This is a genomic window from Microvirga brassicacearum, assembly GCF_008757455.1.
Classification (GTDB): Bacteria; Pseudomonadota; Alphaproteobacteria; order Rhizobiales; family Beijerinckiaceae; genus Microvirga; species Microvirga brassicacearum.
On the sequence record NZ_VCMV01000003.1, the window covers coordinates 24292 to 44788 of the forward strand.

Annotated in this window: 20 protein-coding genes; 9 read left to right on the forward strand and 11 right to left on the reverse strand. The window is 61.7% G+C overall.

Going from position 1 to position 20497, the window contains the following annotated elements; all coding sequences use genetic code 11:
- Window positions 1–8 precede the first annotated feature (8 nt).
- The 3 genes from kdpB to kdpF are packed head-to-tail and all read right to left on the reverse strand — an operon-like array spanning window position 9 to window position 3887.
- Complete coding sequence (gene kdpB, locus FEZ63_RS01700) at window positions 9–2066, reverse strand: potassium-transporting ATPase subunit KdpB (protein ID WP_150941914.1); 2058 nt, start codon at window positions 2064–2066, stop codon at window positions 9–11.
- 10 nt (window positions 2067–2076) lie between these two features.
- On the reverse strand, window positions 2077–3786 hold the full coding sequence (gene kdpA / locus FEZ63_RS01705; protein WP_150941915.1) for a potassium-transporting ATPase subunit KdpA: 1710 nt from the start codon (window positions 3784–3786) through the stop codon (window positions 2077–2079).
- Window positions 3787–3797: 11 nt separating this feature from the next.
- Window positions 3798–3887 (reverse strand): K(+)-transporting ATPase subunit F, encoded by a 90-nt coding sequence (gene kdpF, locus FEZ63_RS01710; RefSeq protein WP_150941916.1) that lies wholly within the window; start codon window positions 3885–3887, stop codon window positions 3798–3800.
- Between kdpF and FEZ63_RS01715 the strand changes: the two genes are divergently transcribed.
- Complete coding sequence (locus FEZ63_RS01715; RefSeq protein ID WP_150941917.1) at window positions 3886–4104, forward strand: hypothetical protein; 219 nt, start codon at window positions 3886–3888, stop codon at window positions 4102–4104. The genes kdpF and FEZ63_RS01715 overlap by 2 nt on opposite strands.
- 41 nt (window positions 4105–4145) lie before the next feature.
- Here FEZ63_RS01715 and FEZ63_RS01720 read toward each other — a convergent pair whose 3' ends face one another.
- On the reverse strand, window positions 4146–4718 hold the full coding sequence (locus tag FEZ63_RS01720; protein ID WP_150941918.1) for a peroxidase-related enzyme: 573 nt from the start codon (window positions 4716–4718) through the stop codon (window positions 4146–4148).
- Between the two features lie 568 nt (window positions 4719–5286).
- Between FEZ63_RS01720 and FEZ63_RS25075 the strand changes: the two genes are divergently transcribed.
- The 6 genes from FEZ63_RS25075 (at window position 5287) to FEZ63_RS01750 (ending at window position 11553) form a co-directional block, all read left to right on the forward strand.
- Window positions 5287–5637: a GMC oxidoreductase gene (locus FEZ63_RS25075; protein WP_201274060.1), complete on the forward strand. Its 351-nt coding sequence runs from the start codon at window positions 5287–5289 to the stop codon at window positions 5635–5637.
- Window positions 5638–5931: 294 nt separating this feature from the next.
- Window positions 5932–6651, forward strand: a complete 720-nt coding sequence (locus tag FEZ63_RS01730; protein WP_150941919.1) for a hypothetical protein — start codon at window positions 5932–5934, stop codon at window positions 6649–6651.
- Window positions 6652–6934: 283 nt separating this feature from the next.
- On the forward strand, window positions 6935–7312 hold the full coding sequence (locus FEZ63_RS01735) for a hypothetical protein (RefSeq protein WP_150941920.1): 378 nt from the start codon (window positions 6935–6937) through the stop codon (window positions 7310–7312).
- A 128-nt stretch (window positions 7313–7440) separates the two neighbouring features.
- Window positions 7441–9276: a type I secretion system permease/ATPase gene (locus FEZ63_RS01740; protein ID WP_150941921.1), complete on the forward strand. Its 1836-nt coding sequence runs from the start codon at window positions 7441–7443 to the stop codon at window positions 9274–9276.
- Window positions 9273–10628: an HlyD family type I secretion periplasmic adaptor subunit gene (locus tag FEZ63_RS01745; RefSeq protein ID WP_150941922.1), complete on the forward strand. Its 1356-nt coding sequence runs from the start codon at window positions 9273–9275 to the stop codon at window positions 10626–10628. The genes FEZ63_RS01740 and FEZ63_RS01745 overlap by 4 nt, the downstream gene beginning before the upstream one ends.
- 7 nt (window positions 10629–10635) lie before the next feature.
- Window positions 10636–11553 carry an alpha/beta fold hydrolase gene (locus tag FEZ63_RS01750; protein ID WP_150941923.1) on the forward strand — a complete coding sequence of 306 codons (918 nt, stop codon included), beginning with the start codon at window positions 10636–10638 and terminating at the stop codon, window positions 11551–11553.
- Here the strand turns inward: FEZ63_RS01750 and FEZ63_RS01755 are convergent.
- The gene (locus FEZ63_RS01755; protein ID WP_150941924.1) at window positions 11547–12329 is read right to left on the reverse strand and encodes a response regulator transcription factor; all 783 of its coding nucleotides are present in this window, start codon (window positions 12327–12329) and stop codon (window positions 11547–11549) included. The two genes, FEZ63_RS01750 and FEZ63_RS01755, sit on opposite strands and share 7 nt — an antisense overlap.
- 516 nt (window positions 12330–12845) lie before the next feature.
- Here FEZ63_RS01755 and FEZ63_RS01760 point away from each other — a divergent pair.
- Entirely contained in the window at window positions 12846–13880 is a 1035-nt protein-coding gene (locus FEZ63_RS01760; protein WP_150941925.1) for a hypothetical protein, read from the forward strand.
- Window positions 13881–13953: 73 nt separating this feature from the next.
- Here the strand turns inward: FEZ63_RS01760 and FEZ63_RS01765 are convergent, their stop codons facing one another.
- The 6 genes from FEZ63_RS01765 to FEZ63_RS01790 form a co-directional block, all read right to left on the reverse strand.
- A complete protein-coding gene (locus FEZ63_RS01765) occupies window positions 13954–14721 on the reverse strand; it encodes a sulfite exporter TauE/SafE family protein (RefSeq protein WP_150941926.1) in 768 nt (255 codons plus the stop codon).
- A gap of 108 nt (window positions 14722–14829) precedes the next feature.
- Window positions 14830–15846: a D-2-hydroxyacid dehydrogenase family protein gene (locus FEZ63_RS01770; protein ID WP_275552326.1), complete on the reverse strand. Its 1017-nt coding sequence runs from the start codon at window positions 15844–15846 to the stop codon at window positions 14830–14832.
- A gap of 63 nt (window positions 15847–15909) precedes the next feature.
- Window positions 15910–16434 (reverse strand): chromate transporter, encoded by a 525-nt coding sequence (locus tag FEZ63_RS01775; protein ID WP_150941927.1) that lies wholly within the window; start codon window positions 16432–16434, stop codon window positions 15910–15912.
- The gene (locus tag FEZ63_RS01780) at window positions 16434–17009 is read right to left on the reverse strand and encodes a chromate transporter (protein WP_150941928.1); all 576 of its coding nucleotides are present in this window, start codon (window positions 17007–17009) and stop codon (window positions 16434–16436) included. Before FEZ63_RS01780 ends, FEZ63_RS01775 begins: the two co-directional genes overlap by 1 nt.
- On the reverse strand, window positions 17006–18430 hold the full coding sequence (locus FEZ63_RS01785) for an MmgE/PrpD family protein (RefSeq protein WP_150941929.1): 1425 nt from the start codon (window positions 18428–18430) through the stop codon (window positions 17006–17008). The genes FEZ63_RS01780 and FEZ63_RS01785 overlap by 4 nt, the downstream gene beginning before the upstream one ends.
- Entirely contained in the window at window positions 18427–19614 is a 1188-nt protein-coding gene (locus tag FEZ63_RS01790) for a 2-methylaconitate cis-trans isomerase PrpF family protein (RefSeq protein WP_150941930.1), read from the reverse strand. The genes FEZ63_RS01785 and FEZ63_RS01790 overlap by 4 nt, the downstream gene beginning before the upstream one ends.
- Window positions 19615–19795: 181 nt before the next feature.
- On the opposite strand from FEZ63_RS01790, the gene FEZ63_RS01795 reads away from it, so the two are divergent.
- Entirely contained in the window at window positions 19796–20482 is a 687-nt protein-coding gene (locus FEZ63_RS01795) for a GntR family transcriptional regulator (RefSeq protein WP_150941931.1), read from the forward strand.
- Window positions 20483–20497 lie beyond the last annotated feature (15 nt).

Consider the following 20497-nt stretch of genomic DNA (forward strand, 5'->3'; position numbering starts at 1 on the left):
GGCCTCCTTCAGGCCCAACCCATCGCCGTAACGGCGAGGTCGATGATCTTGATGCCGATGAAGGGCACGAGGAGCCCGCCGAAGCCATAGATGAGGAGATTGCGGCGCAGCAGGCTCGCGGCGCCGAGCGGACGATAAGGAATGCCCCGCAAGGCCAGCGGGATGAGCGCGATGATGATGACCGCATTGAAGATCACCGCCGACAGGATTGCGCTTTGCGGCGTCGACAATCCCATGACGTTGAGCGCGCGGAGTTCGGGGATCGCCGTGACGAACAACGCCGGGATGATGGCAAAGTATTTCGCCACGTCATTGGAGATCGAGAACGTCGTCAGCGATCCGCGCGTCATGAGAAGTTGCTTGCCGATGCCCACGATCTCGATGAGCTTTGTCGGATCGGAGTCGAGATCCACCATGTTGCCGGCCTCGCGTGCGGCCTGCGTGCCGGATTGCATCGCGACGCCCACATCGGCCTGAGCCAGCGCCGGCGCATCGTTGGTGCCGTCGCCGCACATGGCGACGAGGCGACCCTCCGTTTGAGCCCGGCGGATATAGTTGAGCTTATCCTCCGGCGTCGCCTCGGCGATGAAATCATCGACACCCGCTTCCGACGCAATGGCCGCCGCCGTCACCGGATTGTCACCGGTCACCATGACGGTGCGGATGCCCATGCGGCGCAATTCCGAGAAGCGTTCCTTGATGTCCGGCTTGACCACGTCCTTGAGATGGATGACGCCCAGAAGTCGTCCGCCATCGGCCAGGCCGAGCGGTGTCCCGCCCGAGCGGGCGATGCGGTCCACGGAGGCCGCAAAGCCGTGATCGGAAACACCATGGTTGTCGACGTTCCGGACGAAACGGAGCACGGCGTCGACCGCTCCCTTGCGCAAACGCCGGCTGCCGAGATCGACGCCGGACAGCCGCGTTGTCGCCGAGAATTCGATGAAACGGGCATCCACAGGCGGCTCGCCGGGGACGCGCAGACCATATTTCTCTTGGGCCAGTGCCACGATGGAGCGACCTTCGGCTGTCTCGTCGGCAAGACTTGCCAGGAGAGCAGCCTCGGCCGCTTCCCGTTCTGTCACGCCTGAAACCGGAATGATCTCGGACGCCATGCGGTTGCCGAAGGTGATCGTCCCGGTCTTGTCCAGCAGCAACGTGTCGACGTCGCCCGCGGCCTCTACGGCCCGTCCGGACATGGCCAGCACATTGAACCGCATGAGGCGGTTCATGCCCGCGATGCCGATGGCGGAGAGAAGGCCGCCAATAGTCGTCGGAATCAGCGTCACGAGCAGCGCGACCAGCACCGGCACCGGCACATCGGCGCCCGAGTAACGTCCGGGGCCCGAGAGCGTCACGACGGCGATCAGAAAGATGATCGTCATGCCGGCGAGGAGGACATTCAGCGCAATCTCGTTCGGCGTCTTCCGGCGCTCGGCTCCTTCCACGAGGGCGATCATCCGGTCCAGGAACGAGGAGCCGGATGCCGCAGTGATCCGCACGACGAGCCAGTCCGAGATAACGGCCGTTCCGCCCGTGACGGCGGAGCGGTCGCCGCCCGATTCCCTTATGACGGGCGCGGACTCGCCGGTAATCGCCGCCTCGTTGACCGACGCGATGCCTTCCAGGACCTCGCCATCACCTGGGATGAGGTCTCCGGCTTCGACGAGCACGAGGTCGCCGATCTCCAGTTCGGCAGCAGACACCCTGGAAAACAGCTCCTTGCGCTCGGGATCGTAGAGTCGCTTGGCGAGCGTCTCGGTGCGGGCTTGGCGCAAGGTGTCGGCCTGCGCGCGCCCTCTCCCCTCAGCAATGGCTTCGGCCAGGTTGGCAAAGATCACCGTGAACCACAGCCAGGCTGCAATCTGCCCTGTAAAGAAAACGGAAGCTCCCGTGATCAGATCGCGGATGAAGAGGATCGTGACGAGAAGCGCCACCACTTCGGTAACGAAGATGACCGGATTGCGGATGAGCTCGCCGGGATTGAGCTTTTTGACAGCATCGACACCGGCCTGACGCAGGATCGCTCCGTCGAACATCGAAATCTGCGTCTGAACGTGTTTGGTCATTGAGCACCTGTCAGAACGTCTTGCCGGCAAGCATCAGCACCTGCTCGGCGATGGGACCGAGGGCGAGAGCCGGGAAGAACTGGAGACCGCCGAGGATCAGGATCACGCCGACCATAAGGCCGATGAAGAGAGGTCCGTGCGTGGGGAATGTCCCGGTCGAATTTTCAAGCTTCGTCTTCGCCGCCAGGGAGCCGGCGATGGCGAGCATCGGCACAATGTAGGCGAAACGACCGAGCAGCATCGCCAAGCCAAGCGTCGTGTTGTACCAGGGCGAGTTTGCGGAGAGCCCGGCAAAGGCCGAACCGTTGTTCCCCGCTGCTGACGAATAGGCGTAGAGGATTTCCGAGAGACCGTGCGGTCCGGCATTGAGCAAGCCGGCAAGCCCTTGCGGGATGACGGCGGCGACCGCCGAGAAGCCGAGGATCGCCGTCGGCAGGATCAGGACGGCCAGCATCGCCATCTTGACCTCTCTCGCTTCGATCTTCTTTCCGAGATATTCGGGCGTCCGCCCCACCATGAGACCTGCCACGAAAACCGCGATGATAGCCATGACGAGAATGCCGTAGAGCCCCGACCCGACGCCGCCCGGCAGGATTTCGCCGAGTTGCATCAGGAACATCGGAATCAGTCCGCCGATGGGGGTGAAGCTGGCATGCATGGCATTGACCGCGCCCGTAGACAGGCCGGTCGTCACGGCGGCCCACAGAGCAGACAGAGCGAGCCCGAAGCGAACCTCCTTGCCCTCCATGTTGCCGTCATCCGCATTGATGCTGGCCGCCTGAAGCGTGGGCGTTCCCGCGGCCTCGGCCGCATAGGTGATGGCGATTCCTGCAAGCAGCAGGATTCCCATGACCGACAGCAGCGCTCGCGCCTGGCGGCGGTCGCCGACCATGCGGCCGAACGCAAACACGACCGCGACCGAAATCACCAGCATCTGCCAGATCTCAAGGAAGTTCGTGAGCGCGGTCGGATTTTCGAACGGATGCGCAGCGTTCACGTTGAAGAAGCCGCCACCGTTGGTGCCAAGTTGCTTGATCGCCACCTGGCTTGCAACGGGTCCCAGCGCAAGAGTCTGCTTCGCGCCTTCGAGCGTTGTCGCATCGACGGAGGAGAGGAGAGTCTGCGGCAAGCCGAGTGCAACGAGAAGAACGGCGGTGACGAGGGACAGCGGCAGAAGGACATAGAGAACCGAACGGGTCATATCGACCCAGAAGTTCCCGACGGTGGCGGCCTTCGAGCGGGCAAATCCGCGAACGAGTGCCATCGCCAGGGCGAGGCCGGTGGCTGCGGAGAGAAAATTCTGCACCGTCAGTCCGGCCATCTGCGAGAAATGGCTCATGGTGGTTTCGCCGCCATACGATTGCCAATTCGTATTTGTGACGAACGACACGGCGGTGTTGAACGCAAGATCGGGAGCGATGCCCGCAAAACCCTGCGGGTTCAAAGGCAGAAAACCCTGCAGTCTGAGGATAGCGTAAAGCAGGAAAAAGCCTGCCGCGTTGAACAGGAGCATCGCAAGCGCGTATGAACGCCACCCCTGCTCACGGGTGGGATCGACGCCGGCAACAGTATAGAAACCGCGTTCGACAGGACCGAGCACGGGCGAGAGAAGGTTGTGTTTGCCCCCATAGACCCTGGCCATGAAGGCACCGAGCGGAAAAGCCGTTAGCAGGACGGTTGCGAGAATAATGGCGATCTGGAGCCAGCCGTTGAGCGTCATGCGCGAGCCTCCTAGAAGCGTTCCGGCCTGAGCAGTGCCAGGACCAGATAGAGAGCAAGAGCCAAGGCGACACTGCCGCCGAGAAGGAGATCGAGAGTCATGAGCGGATCTCCCTCACAGCCGTTCGGCTGCGCGGGCATAAAGTGCCATCAGGGCGAAAAACCCGAGGCCGGTCAGGAGATAGAGGAAGTCAGACATGGCAGCACCCATCATGTGAGTGCCGAAGGTACGCGGGAGGCGTATCAAATTTCGATTGGGAACCTTGCCGAAAGAAATAAAGAACGCATAAAGGAATCGCTTCGAGACAAGACCGAATGAGCTTGTGCTCGCCTGTCTACCGGGATCCTCGCGCTATGCGGTCACGTCCGGCCAAGTGTATAGAATTCGTCGTTCGCCCGCATGTTGACGACATTGGCGATACGGTTTGACATGCCGAAAAACGCCGCGATGGCGCTGATGTCCCAAACGTCTTCATCGCTGAAGCCATGGGCGTTCAAGGCGGCGAAGTCCGTGTCGCCTACGGCATAGGCTTCGAACGCAACCTTCATGGCGAAATCGAGCATCGCCTTCTGCCGGTCCGTGATGTCGGCTTTCCGATAATTGACCGCAATCTGGTCGGCGATCAACGGGTCCTTCGCACGGATGCGAAGAATGGCGCCGTGGGCGACGACGCAATATTGGCACTGATTGGCGCTGCTGGTCCCCACGACGATCATTTCACGCTCCGCCTTCGTCAGGTTGCCCGGCTTGTCCATGAGTGCATCATGGTAGGCAAAAAAGGCCCTGAACTCGTCCGGGCGGCGGGCGAGTATCATAAAGACGTTCGGGACGAACCCGGACTTTTCCTGCACCTCGAGAATTCGGCCGCGGATGTCTTGTGGAAGGTCGGTCAATTCGGGAACCGAGAAACGGCTAATTGCGGGCTGGCTCATCTGGTACCTCGTTTCTTGCGTTCGATCGACGAGGGCGTCTGGATAGGACGTCCACTAACACCTCCGGTCCGTCAGACCGGAGGTGTGCAGATGCTTTGCGTTCCAGACACACGGTAGCATCGTCGATCGCCGTTTGTGAATGCGCTCAAGCAGGTTCGGAGTCCAAGGAGGATACAGCAGGCGCGCCGGGTTGGTTCGCCGGGAACTTCAGCTTGCACACCTTGGCCGAGGCGTGCGCCGGCTCATCCGACCTCGATCGGGATGCGGCCGGCAAAATTCTCCCAGGCCTGATTTCGGTCGGCCGCGGACCCTGGCCTCGCGTTTCTTGAAGAGAATGCTTCCGCCGGGAACGACCGGCTTTCCGCATCGAGATTGGCAACGATGGTTGGTCCTGGCTCATCGGCGCGCCGATCAGCACCGCAGCCGATCTGGCTCGCACGGGATTGAAGGGCGGTGCCTTGGACGCGGCGTTGAAGCATCATGCGTCACGGCATGTGAGACTGGCGTCACTCGTCGAGCAATTGCGGATGCGGATAACCGGGTCACGCTGGCGCCGAGGGAGCGTGACATGTACGGCGTTCCCCTGCCGCAACTCTCCTACCGCCTCGACGATTATATTCATGCCGGACTTGCGGCAACGCGCGCCGCTCACGCGGAGATCTTTGCCAGGCTGGGGACCACGCAGGTGCAGCATCAACCGGCCCCCGAGGGCGCGGGACACATCATCGGCACGGCGCGAATGGGTGCCGATCCCCGCACGTCGGTCGTTGATCGCGACCTGCGCAGCCACGACCATCAAAACCTTTTCCTCCTCGGCTCCGCCGTGTTTCCGACGGCGGCGACGGCGAACCCGACTCTCACGATCGCGGCGCTCAGCCTGCGCGCCGCCGGTCAGATCAAAGCGACGCTGGGACAATAAGCGGGTCGCCGCTCGAAAGGCCCGGCGCACGATTGCGCGGCAGAACGCTGATCCGGAGGCCGCTCTGGACGCCGGTCACGACGAATAGCCTTATCGGGCGATGCGGGATTAGTCGGATTGAGTGAGACTGCGACGAGAGTGGCGCCTTTCCTACCACCGCCGGGCTAGCGCGCCGGATTCCTTCGCAGGTCCTCGGCCGGGAACCCCACCAGACTTGGCGTCTACCCGCGCGTCGTCAAACACGGGATGATGGATCAGCGCCGGCGCCGGGCGCAGGTACCATGGAGACGCGCGATGGAACCCGATGAGGCGGACGAGAGCGACGGGACACTGGATCTGCAGGACCTCGACCAGGAGGACGACGAGATCGAAGACACCGACGAGGGTTCGCCCTCCGAAGAGGCCGATGCGGCTAATCTCGATATCAATCTGGATCAGGATTCCGGCACGGACGATGACGCCGACATTGGCGTAGCGATCATCGGTTCGCAACCCACCACCGTGGAGATCGACACGGAGATCGACCAACAAGGTGAAGTCGATCAGGATGCGGACGTCGCCAGCGATGGTGGCGGCGCGGGTAGCTGGGCAATCGATGTTGCGGGCGTGCAACGGCCCGAGGTCGATCAGCGGATTGAGGTCGATGTCGAAGTCAGCGAAGGTGATGATGGCACCGTTACCGTCGAGATTGACGTCGATATCGAGGACGATGTCGAGATCGAGAGCGACGCGGATATCGATGTGAGCGACGACGACGAAACCAGCATCCATGGTGAGATTGATCAGGATACGGAAAGCGACAGCAATGTGGATGCCGACGTGGAGATCCGTGACGACATCGACGCCGATGTCCTCGTCGACATCGATTCCCTCATCAAAGCGGCCGCGCAGGCTGCCGTAGACGTGGACGAGGATGATGAAGACACCGAGATCGGCGTCGATTTCGACGAGGACGCCGCGGTGGATGGAGATGTCGACATCATCGTGGATGTGGGCGACACCGCTGATCTCTGACGCTTGCTCGCCTTTCGATCCGAATCGAGCCGCTCGTTGCGGCTCTTTTTTAGGTTGTCATCAAGCGGCCTCTTTGACCGGCGTCACCCAAGCGGGTGAGTCGTTTCTGCGCTCACCACCTTTTCGGCCGAATTCAAATTGGCAACTATTCTCTAAAAACCGAAGCTGGGAAAATCGTTCATCGACCGGGCGTTGCAGTGATCCAACCGGATCGCCCGACCCGCCGATCCGCTCTGGATGATACGCTTGCCGGGGCGGCTTTCACGCACGGGGAGAGTGCATCATGGCCGACTTTAAAGACAATGATTTCGACTTCGATATTGATGCCGATATCGATCAGGACCTCGATCAGGATCAAGATCAGGACGTGGATGTCGATACCGACCAGGATTCGGATGTCGATCAGGATAACTCGAATGACTCGGACGTCGACAACGACACCGATCAGGACGCGGATGCCGACGCCGATGCTGATGCCGATGATCACAGCGACGCCGACGCCGACGCGGATGCCGACAACGACAACGACACCGACGTGGATGTCGATCAGAAGAACGACAACGACGCCGACGTCGACCAGGATCAGGACGTCGACGTGGACGTCAGCCAGGATCAGGATGCTGACCAGGACGCAACGATCGATATCGACTTCGATTTCTGATCGCTGATCGGACGCCGGTGGACTTTCACCGCGCCTTGGGCCGACGCCGGACGATGCGGTGCCGGTCCACACCGGCGATCCTCTGCTCCATCACTCGAAATGAATCCTCGCACGGGAGTTAAAGCTCCATGGTTGTCACCTGGATGAAGACGCGATCACGAACCGAGATCGAGCGCGCCTTCGAGTTGTGCAAGACGTCCCTGCTTGTGGTGTTTGCGCTCAGCTTCTTCGTCAATCTTCTGGCGCTCACCGTGCCGCTTTATCTGCTGCAGGTTTACGATCATGTCCTGTCGAGCCGCAGTCTCGACACGCTCATGATGCTAACCTTCATCGTCGTCGTCGCCCTGGCGGCGCATGCATGCCTCGAAGCTCTCCGCCGCGAGATGCTCGCGCGGGTCGGCACCTGGTTGGACGACCGCTTGCGGGCATCCGTTCTGATCGCCGCCGTACAGTCAGCCTTGCGCAATGAACAAGCCGCCGCCGCACAAGCCTGGCGCGATCTCAGCGGCCTCCGCACGTTCTTCGGCGGCACCGCATGCACGGCTCTGTTCGATCTTCCCTGGACGCCGATTTTCATCTTGGCACTGATCATTATTCATCCTTTGCTTGGCGGGATCGGCCTTGTGGCGTCGATCGTTCTGTTCGGGATGGCGATGCTCAACGAGGTGGTGACGCGCAAACCCATTGCCCGTTCGAGCGCGGCTGCGGTCGAGAGCCAGCACCGGTTTGAAACTCTCCTGCGCAACGTCGAGGCCATCAGCGCGATGGGAATGCTGCCCGGCGTGGCCCGCCTCCTGCATGACGATCAGTCGAACGCGAAAGAGGCCCAACTCTCCGCCTCCGGGCGCGCCGCCGCCATCCAGGCCCTCGCCCGTTTTGTCCGGCTCCTGACCCAGGTCATCGTCATGGCCTGCGCCGCATGGCTCGTGATCCTGGACACGGTCAGTCCCGCGGCCATTTTCGCAAGTTCAATCCTGCTGGGACGGTCATTGGGGCCCGTGGAAGGATCGATCAGCACATGGCGCGCGGTCACCGGCGTGCGCCTCGGCTATCACCGCCTGCACAAGATCATGGGCGGCCTGCCTCAATCCCGCAAAACCATGTATCTGCCGCGCCCTAACGGAGCCGTCTCCGTCGAGCAGGTGACGTTCATGATGCCGGGCGCCGATATGCCCGCCGTCCGCCGGCTGACCTTCTCGGTCGAGCCGGGAGAAATCCTTGGGGTGGTCGGGCCGTCCGGTGCGGGCAAATCGACGCTCGGACGCCTGATCGCCGGCACCATCTCTCCCTCTGTCGGGCATGTGCGCCTCGACGGCGCCGACATGCGGATTTGGCTCGCCTCCGGTGGCCACCGCTATCTGGGTTATCTTCCGCAGGAGATCGAACTCTTCGGCGGCACCGTTCGGGAGAACATCTCCCGCCTGCAGGACGCCCCGTCCGAACATGTGATCGCTGCCGCCGCCATGGTGGGGCTGCACAAGATGATCATGCGTCTTCCTCTGGGCTATGAGACCGATATCGGCGAGGGCGGCATGCGGCTCTCCGGCGGGCAGCGGCAGCGTCTCGGCCTCGCGCGGGCGCTCTTCGGCTTTCCGCGCCTCATCGTGCTCGACGAGCCCAATGCGAGCCTCGATGCTGAAGGTGAGGAGGCTTTGCGCCATGCCATTCAGGCGATGCGAGAGCGCGGGTCGACCATCATCATCATCGCCCAGCGCTTCGGCGTTCTGAATATGTCGGACAAGCTCCTGGTGCTGGATAACGGCGTGATGAATGCCTTCGGGACGCGCCGCGATGTTGCCGAGAAGATCAGGAGTGGACGCACGGTCATTCCGGCGCGGAGCCAGCAGGTCGTGCTGACTCAACGGAGTATGAGGCCGCCAGCCGATGACGGCTTCGCGGGCTCGCCGCCGGGTAGAACGAAGAGGGCCAATCCCGGCGCGGCAACCGAGAGGGCTGCGTCATGAAAAGTTCGAGCGGCAGCATTGCCCACGATCTCGCGGCCATTCTGCAATCCCCGTCCGGCACGCCGCTCCAGCGCCTGCGCTTTCTTGCGGCGAGCGCCTTCGCAATTGTCGGTGTCTTCGTCGTCGGTTTTGGCGTCTGGGCGACGCAGGCTCCCCTCGAGAGCGCTGCTGTGGCGGGAGGGGCGATCGAGGCCGAGTCGAGCCGCAAGACGATTCAGCATCTGGAAGGCGGGATCATCGGGCGCATTCTCGTCGCCGACGGGGACGAAGTGGCCGCGGGGCAGGCGCTCATCCACCTCGACGACACGGGGGCTCATGCGACCGTCCAAGTGCTGCAGGGCCAACTCTGGAATGCGCAAGCCCAGGAAGCGCGCCTGCTGGCGGAGCGTGACGCCCGGAATGAAGTCGAATTTCCGTTCGTGTTCATGCAGCGGAAGCCGAACGATCCCGATCTCGCGAGCATCATGAACGGCCAAATCAAGATCTTCGAGACGCGCAGAAAGTTGCAGGCCTCCCGGATCGAGGTCATCGAGCAGCGCAAGGCCCAGACCGAGCGGGAAATCGTCGGATTGCGTTTCCAGGAACAAGCGGCCGCCAAGCGCGCGTCGATTATCAAGGAGGAGATCGCGGTGGTGGCGCCCCTCGTCACCAAGGGCCTACAGACGCGTCCACGTCTCCTTCAATTGGAACGCGAGCAGGCTGAGATAGACGGGCGGCTCGGCGGGACACAGGCCCAAATTTCGCGGGCAGAGCAATCGATCGGCGAATCCCAGGCGATGATCCTCAAACTGGAGAGCGATTATTACTCCGAGATCGCCCAGGGCCTTCGCGATACGCAGGGCCAAATCTTCCAACTCCTCGAACGCCTTCAAGCAGCGCAGGACGTGCTTGCCCGAACCAAAATTCGCGCTCCCGAGGCTGGTATCATCACAGATCTGCGCATCCACACCCCTGGGGGAGTTGTGGCCGCCGGTGAGCCATTGTTGGACCTCGTTCCTCGGCAGGATCGTCTCATCGTAAGAGCGCAGGTCAAGCCCGAGGACATTGATCTTGTGCGGCCGGGCCTCGAGGCCCGTATCCGCCTCCTGTCCTACAAGCACCGGCGCGTGCCCCCTGTTGACGGCGTCCTCACTTATGTCTCAGCCGACCGCCTCGTTGATAAGCAGACCGAGCGCGCCTATTACACCGCTCAGATCCGGATCGACCCAACGTCGCTGCGCGGGCTGCCGGAGGTAAAAATCATCCCCGGCATGCCGGTCGAGGTGTTAATCAAGACCGGGCAGTTCACGGTCGCGCATTATGTGCTGCGCCCCTTCCTCGACAGCTTCAACCGTGCCTTCCGGGAGGATTGATCTGGTGATGAAGCGGAATCGTCACGGATGGGGGCTGGTCCTCGCGATCGCCCTGATATTCGTCTCGCCGGCTCTGCGGAGCGAGCCTTTCGCGGTGGGCAAGTCGGAACGGGACATCCAAGCCGGCGAGGCGATCTGGCAGGTCTATGCCTACAAACCGTCCTGTTATGGCAATGGCCTTCTCATCGTGGTGTTCCACGGCTCGGATCGTAATCCTCGGCTCGCCCGCGACAACGCTGTTCCGTTGGCGGAGGCCGGCTGTGCTCTGGTGGTGGCGCCCCTCTTCGACGAGGGACGGTTTCCTCGCTGGGCATACCAGTTCGGCGGCATCGGCAACGTTGTCGAAGAAAACGGCACCAGGAAGTTTCGGCTGAAACCAAAAGGCCGCCGCACCGGCCAGTTGCTCCTTGATCTGATCGAGGCGCTGCGCGAACGCGAGGGATCGCGAACGCTGCCTTACTCCCTCATCGGCCACTCGGCCGGAGCGCAGTTTCTCAGCCGGTTCGCAGCGTTCGTCAAGAACGAGGCGCAAAGGATCGTGCTCGCGAATCCGGGCAGCTACGTCGTTCCACTCTGGGAGCGAAAATATCCGTATGGTCTCGGAGGGCTCGCCATCGTCGATGAGGCGGATCGCAGACGCTATCTCGGCTCGCCCATCGTCATCCTTCTGGCGAACGGGGATTTGCAGCGGGAAGGGTTGGACAAAAGCCCGGGCGCGGAACGGCAGGGGCCGACGCGATACGCCCGTGGCCGGGCGGTGTTCGAGGTGGCGCGGGCGAGTGCTGCGGCCGATGGTTCGGATTTCAACTGGTCTCTGGTCGAGGTTGCGGGTCTCGGACACGGTAGCGCCAAGCTCTACGCACGCTCCGAAACCGCCGCGGCATTGTTTGGAACCCTTGAGATAGGAGGCGTCCCGCTTCAATAGGTGCCGAGTTGGGAGACGGAGAGAACCACCGCCTCGGTCCGGTTCGTCGCGTGCAATTTGCGCATGATGTGCTGGATATGAACCTTGATCGTATTCTCCGAGAGCTTGAGGTGATCGGCGATCCATTTGTTGGAGTGCCCCTTCTGGAGCAAGGCCAGAACATCGGCTTCGCGCGTCGTGAAGGTGACGCGCGCGCCGTTCGTGCGAAGCAGGGGCGGTGGGTCCTCGTCGAAACTGGAGGGTGAAATTTTTTCGCTTACCGCGATCGGCCCCGGCGCTACCGGGGACGAATGAGACGGTTGGAAGGGATCCGAATGGCCGTTCCTCGTCGCGCCGTTTGGTGAAGCAAGATCGTTTAAGCCTGGCCGTGGATAATAGGTTCCACCGGCCATGACCAACCGGAGTGCAGCCACTCCGACCCTGAGAGAAGCCGTCACGGGCACCACGCCTTGCACGCCCGCAGCGATCGCCTTGAAGACGTCGATGGCGTCATTCGCGGAGATCAGCACAACGGGTGCTTTAGGGGAGTAACGCTCAAGAGTCTTGACGGCTCTCGAGATGGCGTCCCACGTCGGAAAACCCGCGGCCTTCAGCAGCACGAGCGCAACGGTCATTCCATCGGGGCGATAGAGATCCTCGACCGACGCCACTCCGTCGACCATCGCACCAGGGAACGACCCCCGCAGGGCCTCGACGACGCATTCCTGGGAAAATGGCTCATCGTCAACGACAATGATCGCCTCACCCATTCCCTCGTCTGCACGATATGCTGGCATAACGACCCCCCTTTGACAGGTCAAAGAGATCGTCTCAGGCAAAGCGCCGCACCAGCTTAAGAGCAACTGCTTTGCCTTGAACAATGAGATCAAAAATCAGGAGCTAAGTCGTACATCTTTCAGAGTAATTCGCCACCATGATATTCCAGGAGCACCGTCCGATGCGCTGACTCGACGGCACGTCACGCTATGCTTGCCCTGAACTGAGCAAGTCTACGTTAACACAAGTTGTGCATTGCCAAACATTTCTTGCGTAATCCATGGTAGGGAATAAATGAACTAAAAAGGGCTATTGTATATGAATACTATCTCGTTTCGTTATCACCCGTGGGTAGCCCGGAGGAATGTCCTTTCCTTCGGATAGATTGCGACGCCTGCACGAGTGCCGTCGGCACAGTCGCGATTAACGCGAAGGCTCGCCCGAGCGGATTAACCCACCCTACCGAAAGAGGCCTCTGGAAGTGGGAGAGCGCGCGCGCATGATGGGGTTACGTGCGATTGAGCGCCGAGGTCGAGATGCTTCCTGCCGACAAGGACACCCGCGATCTGCTGCCGCTCATGGCGGCTGCTCCGACCACAATCGCCGCGGCTGAGAGTGAGGTCTGTCGAGGTCCCGTCCCGGAAGATGGTGCTGCGTTTGACGCCCCTGGGCTTCACCGAATTTCCGATGCTGCGGGCGACAGCGAGGAAGAGCACAGCGGCACACCCACGCCGTTCGCGGCCATCCCGTCATCTCACCCTGTCTTCGATGCTCCAGAGGCGATTCAGGGTGAGGCTACGGGTCTTCACCTGATGCCCGCGCCAGCAATCCAGGCGATCTCCGTGTCGCAGCCATCCGGGAAAGAATCCACCGAAGGGACAGGCGATCACGATCCACGTACCGTTGGACACAGTTCCCCCATCACTGCCAGGGGCGATGGCACCGCGGAATGGCCCACGGCCGGCAGCGCGGCGGGCGAGACCGATGATGCTCACAGCATCAACCTGACGCAGATTGCAGAAGTCGACCAGGACGCGAGCATCGTCGTCCGCGGCTATGCGGGGGAGGTCGTCGCGCGCCTGCATATCGACCAAGATATCATGATGGATCAGGACGTCGACTTCGGCTTCATCATCGATGGAGACGGACATTTCGTCATTCGGCTCGATCAGGACATGCGCATCGAGCAGGAGATCGATATCGACCTCGAAATCTTCGGTGCCGACGGCGTGCTCTATGTGGATCTTTATGTGAGCGACTCGATCGAAATCGAACAGGACACAAAGCTGGACATGTGGATTACTGACGGTCCCCCTGGCGGGACGGTTCAGGTTCACCAGGACATTGAACTCGAACAGGATGTCGACATCGACATCCAGATCGAGGACGATCTGGAAGAGCGCTACGCCATCAAGGTGGATATCGACGTGATCCAGGAGGTCGATGCCGATCAGGATGCCGCCATCGATGTGGCCTACGCCAACGGCGAGATCGATATGGACGTGGATGCGGTGCAGATGGCGGCCGTCGATCAGGAAACGGTCGCACAAATCGATTTTGCGCTGGTCTAGATAGGAATTCTAACCGAAACGTAACATTCCTGCCTATGGGCGGCCGCCGGCTGATGGATCGATGCTGATCCGATCAGCGCACGAAGAAGTAAAGCGTCAGCGATGCGCCGACACCGATCACCAGCCAGCGGATGGCATGTGGCGGCAGGCGCCGGCCGAACACCACGCCGAGATATCCGCCAATGACAGATGCCGCGCCGACGATCATGGTTTCTCGCCAAGCCACGATGCCGGCGGCAATGAACAGGATGACGGCGACGAGCTGGATCAGCGTCGAACACAGATGCTTCGCCGAATTGATCAGGTGAAAGTCGTCACCCTCGGTGATAGCGAGAGACGCCAGCATGACGATGCCCATGCCGGCGCCGAAAAATCCGCCATAGACCGCAACCGCGAACTGAAAAACAAGGCCGCCGAGCCACGCCTTGGTCGATGGATGGTGGCCCTCGTGCCGTGCGATCGACCGTGCGAGCGCCACAATTTTTGGACTCGCGGCGAACAGAACCGTGGCGAAGAGCAAGAGCCACGGCACGAGTTGGCGGAATGACGCGTTATCGGTGGTGGTGAGCACGTATGCCCCGCCCACACCGCCGAACAGGCTGACCACACCGAGGGCCGTGAAGCGCCTTGCATTCGCGGCCAGCTCACGGCGATAGGCCCAGGCACTTGCAAGATTGGCCGGAGTTACGGCGACCGCGCTCGTTGCATTGGCGACGATCGGAGGAAGTCCCGCCGCAAGCAGCGCCGAGAACGTAAAAAATGTTCCGCCTCCTGCGATCGCATTGACGAGGCCCGCCGCGAGGCCGGAAGCGGCAAGGAAGGCGACTGTTGCAGGATCCATGATGAGGCTTCGGTTCAGGAGAGATGTTGCGGCCTGCCTACCGCATGTCCTGAAAAAGTCCAGTGACCGTGGCCAACCGCGCAGGAGGTTGCGAGCACCACGCTGCCTTCATTTAGATTCCGTAGCGGTCACCGTGCATGCGCGCTGCCACCTGTGAGTCAGGCAGGAAAGGCCGCTCGGCCGAAATGGTTCTGATCGGGCGATCACTCTGAAAGGCGATGAGATTTTCCAGCGACTGCTCGAAGAACAGTCGATAATTCTCCTCCGTGACGAAACCAATGTGTGGTGTGGCGACGACATTCGGGAGAACCCGAAAGGGGTGTTCCACCGGCAGAGGTTCGATCTCGAAGACATCGTTCCGGCGCCGGCGATTTTCCCGTTCTCGAGGGCTCGTATGAGGGCCGTCTGATCAACCAACCCGGGCCGCGATGTGTTGATGAGATAGGCAGAGCGCTTCATCGATGCGATTTCGCCCGCGCCGACGATACCTTCCGTGGTGTTCGAATGGGGAATATGGATCGTGACGACGTCCGATCGGGCGAACAGATCGGCCTTTGACACACACTCGACACCATGTTCGGCCGTTCGCTCGGGCGTCAGGTTGGGGCTCCAGGCCACCACCTTCATCCCAAACGCCTGACCGATGCGCGCCACCGGCACTCCCATTGCGCCGAGTCCGAGAACACCGAGGGTCTTTCCCGCAAGACCGCGCCCGAGGCCGATTTGCCAGCCGCCGGCGCGGAGCGACGCCGTTTCTTGGGGAATGCGCCTGAACAACGAGAGGATCATCGCCCAGGTCAGTTCGACAGTTGTCTGGTGCAGGGCATCCGTTGCGCAGACTGTAACCCCCAGTTCCTTCGCGGCCGCGAGATCAATCGACCGACCGTTGCGCATGCCCGTCGCCAGCAGAAGTTTTAGCCGCGGCAAGCGCGACAGGACTGAGCGCGGAAAGACAGTGCGCTCCCGGATGCGCATCACGGCATCGAATTCGGAGAGCCGAGCCACCAACTGGGCTTCATCATGGACGTGGTCCGTAAACGGGACGACCGTCACGTTCGGCGCCTTGGACCAGTCCACAATCTTGAGCGTGATCGCCTGGTAGTCGTCGAGCACGGCAAGGCGCATGTTCATTCTCCGGGCGTTAAGTTCGTTTTGCGACGGGTGTTTGGTCAAGCGGACGGCGCAAGGTCAAACAAACCCCACCAGTCCCGCGGCCGCCGCAATGGCAAGCGGGATGAGAGGACTTCGGCGCGAGAAGAGCATGAACGCAATGGTGCTTCCGGTGAGCGCGTAACTCTTCCAGTCATCCGCCGCGCCGTCCGTCAGGATCACTCCGGTTGCCAGAATAAGCCCGACCGCGAACGGTGCCACGCCGCGTTCGAAAGTGCGGTACCAGCCCACATTGTTGTAGCGAGACCAGAAGCGAGAGACGGTGTAGGCGATCACGAGCGTCGGTAAACAGGCGGCTGCGGTGGCAAGTGCTGCGCCCGTGGCGCCTGCTATTTCCCAACCGACCAACGTCACCACGATCATGTTCGGCCCCGGCGCCGCTTGGGCAAGAGCGAACAGCGCCACGAACGTTCCGTCGTTCAGCCAACCGTGGACGTCGACGACGAAGCGATGCAGCTCTGGTACGGTGGTGATGAAGCCGCCGACCGCCACGGAGGACAAAAACAGAATCTGGAGAACCAGAAGTGTAATGGGGCGGTCCATTACTTTCTGGTCCAATGAGCCGCGGCGAGACTTGCAGGCAGGATAAGGCAGAGCATCCAGACGAGCGGGACGCGAAAACCGACGGATGCAACAAGAACGATTGCCACGACGGCGAGAGCGCGCGGGCTCTTGCGCATGGGGTAGACCATGCGAATCCCCATCGCCACGATAAGTCCGGCAGCCGATGCGGCGGCCGCGTGTATCATGGACTGAGCCGCCGGGAGATGACCAAAGCTCCTGTATAATCCGCCGACAAGGCAGACAATGATCGCCGGCGGTGCCACGAGTCCGGCCAAAGCCGCAACAGAGCCGCCAAAGCCTCCAAGACGCGAACCGATGAGCACCGCAATGTTGACGACGTTGCCGCCGGGCAGAAAATTGCTGAGCGCGAAGAGATTGATGAACTCGTCTTCGGTGCACCAGCCGCGCTTTTCGACCAGAAGCCATCGCACCCAGGGCATGACCCCGCCGAAGCCGACAACCGCAATCGACGCAAACCCGATGAAAAGTTCGAGCGGCGTTGCTCTGTTTGGCAGAGCTGATATGACTTCACCCTCTTCAGCCTCGGTGCTCATGTGGGGTTTTGTCCTGCACTGGACGCGCTCGCCGGTTGATCCGTGCGGCCGCCCATCAGCCCCATCAGCGTGACAAATTGCTGATTGTTGAGACCCTCAATGTCCTGCGCGAGCGGCAAAATACGTTCAGCATCCGTGTTGCCGAACGCGGCAGCAAGACAGCCGTGGGCCTTGTGCCGCAGCAGATCCGCGCCGGCCGGCCGTCCCCAGATGCCGGGTGGACCATCGCAACGCGTTTCCACGATGGTTCCGTCACTGCATTCGATCATGAGATCGACATGCATCCTGTCGAAGCGACCTTCTCGCGAGGGATCCGGCACAACCTCGATGCACTTCAGGAGAGTGACCAAATCCGGCGCAAAACGGCGCTCATCGGTAAAACTCCGATCGGTCACATCGCCGTCGAGGAGCGCTACCGCGGCGGTGTATTGGAAGCTGAATTTCCCGGCAAGACCGCTCACGGGCGTTGGTCGGTCCACATAGGGCATGAGCGGACATATGATGCGCACATTGCGGATGGAGGCGCCGGCCGGAAGTTTTGCATGCGCCTCGCGGGCCGCACAAATAACGAAATGCGTTCCATACTGGCTTGGGTAAAGCTTGAAGGCTGGACCAGGTTCTGTGATGTGCGGCGCGCTGCGGGCTTTTGTCAGCTCCTCGGGCGCAAAGCCATCTCTGAAGAAGGCTGCGCCAAACCCGCGTGGCCCGGCCAGCGCATCGCCGTCGGCGGTGAAGCCTTTGGCGGCGAGAAGCGCGGCCTCGAGCCCGCTGGAAGCGGCTTGGCCGCAATGCAGAGCCTTGGTCATGCTGCCGACATTCGCAAGAATGCCGCCCGCACGCGATGCCGCGATGCCGATCGCGTGTGTCAGGTGATCGCCGTCGAGGCCGAGGAACACCGCGCACGCGACAGCACTGCCGATGGGTCCGACCGCACCCGGGGGGTGAAAGACCAGATCGGCGGGCTCGAACTGACCGGACGAGAGACGGAGTCGGGCTTGCGCCTCGATTCCGGTGGCCAGAGCCGACAAGATCCGGCTTCCGAGGGAGAGCGTGGTCGCGCTATGGACGTCGTTGGCCTCGCGTTCGGCCAATGCGAGAACAGCCGGGAGGGTCGTCGACAACGCGTGATTGGCGGGATTCCACATGGGTTCGAAATCGAGCGCATGCATCGCCGCGCCATTCACGCGGGCGGCCTCCGCCACGGAGCTTTTCGTCCCGTGCCCGATCAAGGTCGCCTGCGGACCGGCTCCTGATTCGATGGCGAGGTCGGCGATCAGACCTGGACCGGGATCTCTTGCTCCGAGCGCCGATACAGCCAGACCATCGACGAAGAGTGCAATCGCTGCGTCTCGTGACGACGCATCCAAAGGCCTGGCGGCAAAGGTTTGTAACTCTTGGGCGAACGCGTTCGTGAGATTCATTCAGCCGCCTGCGGCGTTCCAATTTCTGAAGAGAGGGGCGCCGGCCTGTAGAGAACGTGACCTTCGAACAGGCGACGGGTTGTGCGGTAAACCGCACCATGGAGTGCCTTGGCGCGTGAAGGATCGCCGGCGTTTTCGATTTTTGCATCCACGACGGTAACACCGGACGGATGGGCGACCGAGATCGGGCCATCGCCCGCCGTCGACAACCCATGGGGTACGGAACCTTCGATGCGGGACGCAATTCCGAGACAAATCGCGCCAGTGATCGGAACGGCGCGATGGGGCCGACCGATGGAGATCATCCGGATCATGATCGACATCTCGGCACTACCGAGCAGACGGCCCGAAAGCGTGGGGGAAGGGCGTGGCGCGGCCACCATCGCGACCTTGGGCACGCTTGGAATTGCGCGAGCGGTTGCGAGGTCCGGCGCGATCCCCATGGCAACGGATGCAGCGCAGCGGATGGCCTCCATCTGCGCCAGAAACGCAGCATCGCTTTCCAGCTTTTCCGGCAGGTCGGTGCCGTCTTTCCCCAGAATAGCCGCTTCAACGAAGACGCAGGGGTTGGCCGCATCGACCATCGTGACTGTCACCGTGCCAAGGTTCGGAACATCAAGCTGGTCCCGGACCCGGCCGGTCGGCAGGAGCCGACCTGTTTTAGCGCCGCCGGGATCAGTGAATTCGAGCCGAACCGGCGCACCGGTGCCAGCGACGCCGTCGATTGCAAGATCGCCGCCCGTATCAGGAAGACCGTCGAGCACGGGAAAGCGGGATATGATGATCTTGGACGTATTGGTGTTGTGGATGCGAACGGTCGCCTCACCGTCCATGGGCGCCGGCACAAGTCCGGACTCCACCGCGAGGGGGCCGATGGCGGACGACATGTTGCCGCAATTGCCGCTGTAGTCGACGCCGTCGCTGTTCACCGAAATCTGCGCGAAGGTGTAGTCCACATCCGCGTCGGGTCTAGTCGGCGGGCCCACGATGCAGATCTTCGACAAGGACGAGATGCCGCCGCCCATGCCGTCCAGTTGACGCCCGTTCGGATCCGGCGATCCCATGACGGCGAGAAAAATGTCGTTCCACTCCGCCGGATCGGACGGTAGGTCGGAGCGATTGAAGACGACGGCCTTTGATGTACCGCCCCGCATGAACACGGCGGGAATACGTTTCTGCGCCACGCTGCCCTCCCTGGGACCCTGTGCCTCCCAATACGCGCCTGGGTCTCCGGCGGCCTGAGTCGGCGTCACTTGTCGATTACGGAGTACGACTGTATACATAAAAATTCAAGAGCATTTCGACCGACTTTGCAATGTGATTGCAGTATGCTCGCCTCCAAGCATAACGAGGGCACAGACCGGAATGACGATCGAGACCGCGCTTGCTGCGCGAAACCCCGCTGAACGCGAGCGCTATGGTTCCGCTGCGGACTACGCCTATGCGGCGTTGCGATCGGAGATCGTTGAGGGACGATTTGCGCCCGGCCGCCGTATGCGGGAGATCGAGCTTGCGTCCTGGCTCGGCGTCAGCCGCACTCCGACCCGCCAGGCTTTATCACGGCTGGAGATTGAGGGCCTGCTTAATCTCAAGCCGAGGACCGGCCTTGTGGTGGCCTCGCTCGACGACGAAGCAATGGACGAACTGTATGAGATGCGGAGCGTGCTTGAGGGGGCCGCGGCTGCAATGGCTGCGCGGCACGCGAGCGCGCGGGATCTCGAGGCGCTGGTCAACCTTGTCGAGACCGAAGCGTCGCTGCCGGCGGATCCGATCGTGCGGTATCGACACAATCTGGCGTTCCACGGCGCCATCTACACCGCGGCGCATAATCGCTTTCTGATGAAAAGCCTTCATGCGCTCAACGATGCCATTGCGCTCCTGGGGCCGACGACCATGGCCGCCGAGGGGCGTCTTGCCGGCGCCGCTGCAGAGCACCGCATGATCGTCGAGTCGATCGGGCGACGGGATGCGGCGCAGGCCGAACAGGATGCTCGGGCTCATGTGCTGAAGGCACTGGATCTGCGGCGGGCCATGCGCAACAGCCCGTATTGACAGGAATCCATTGTC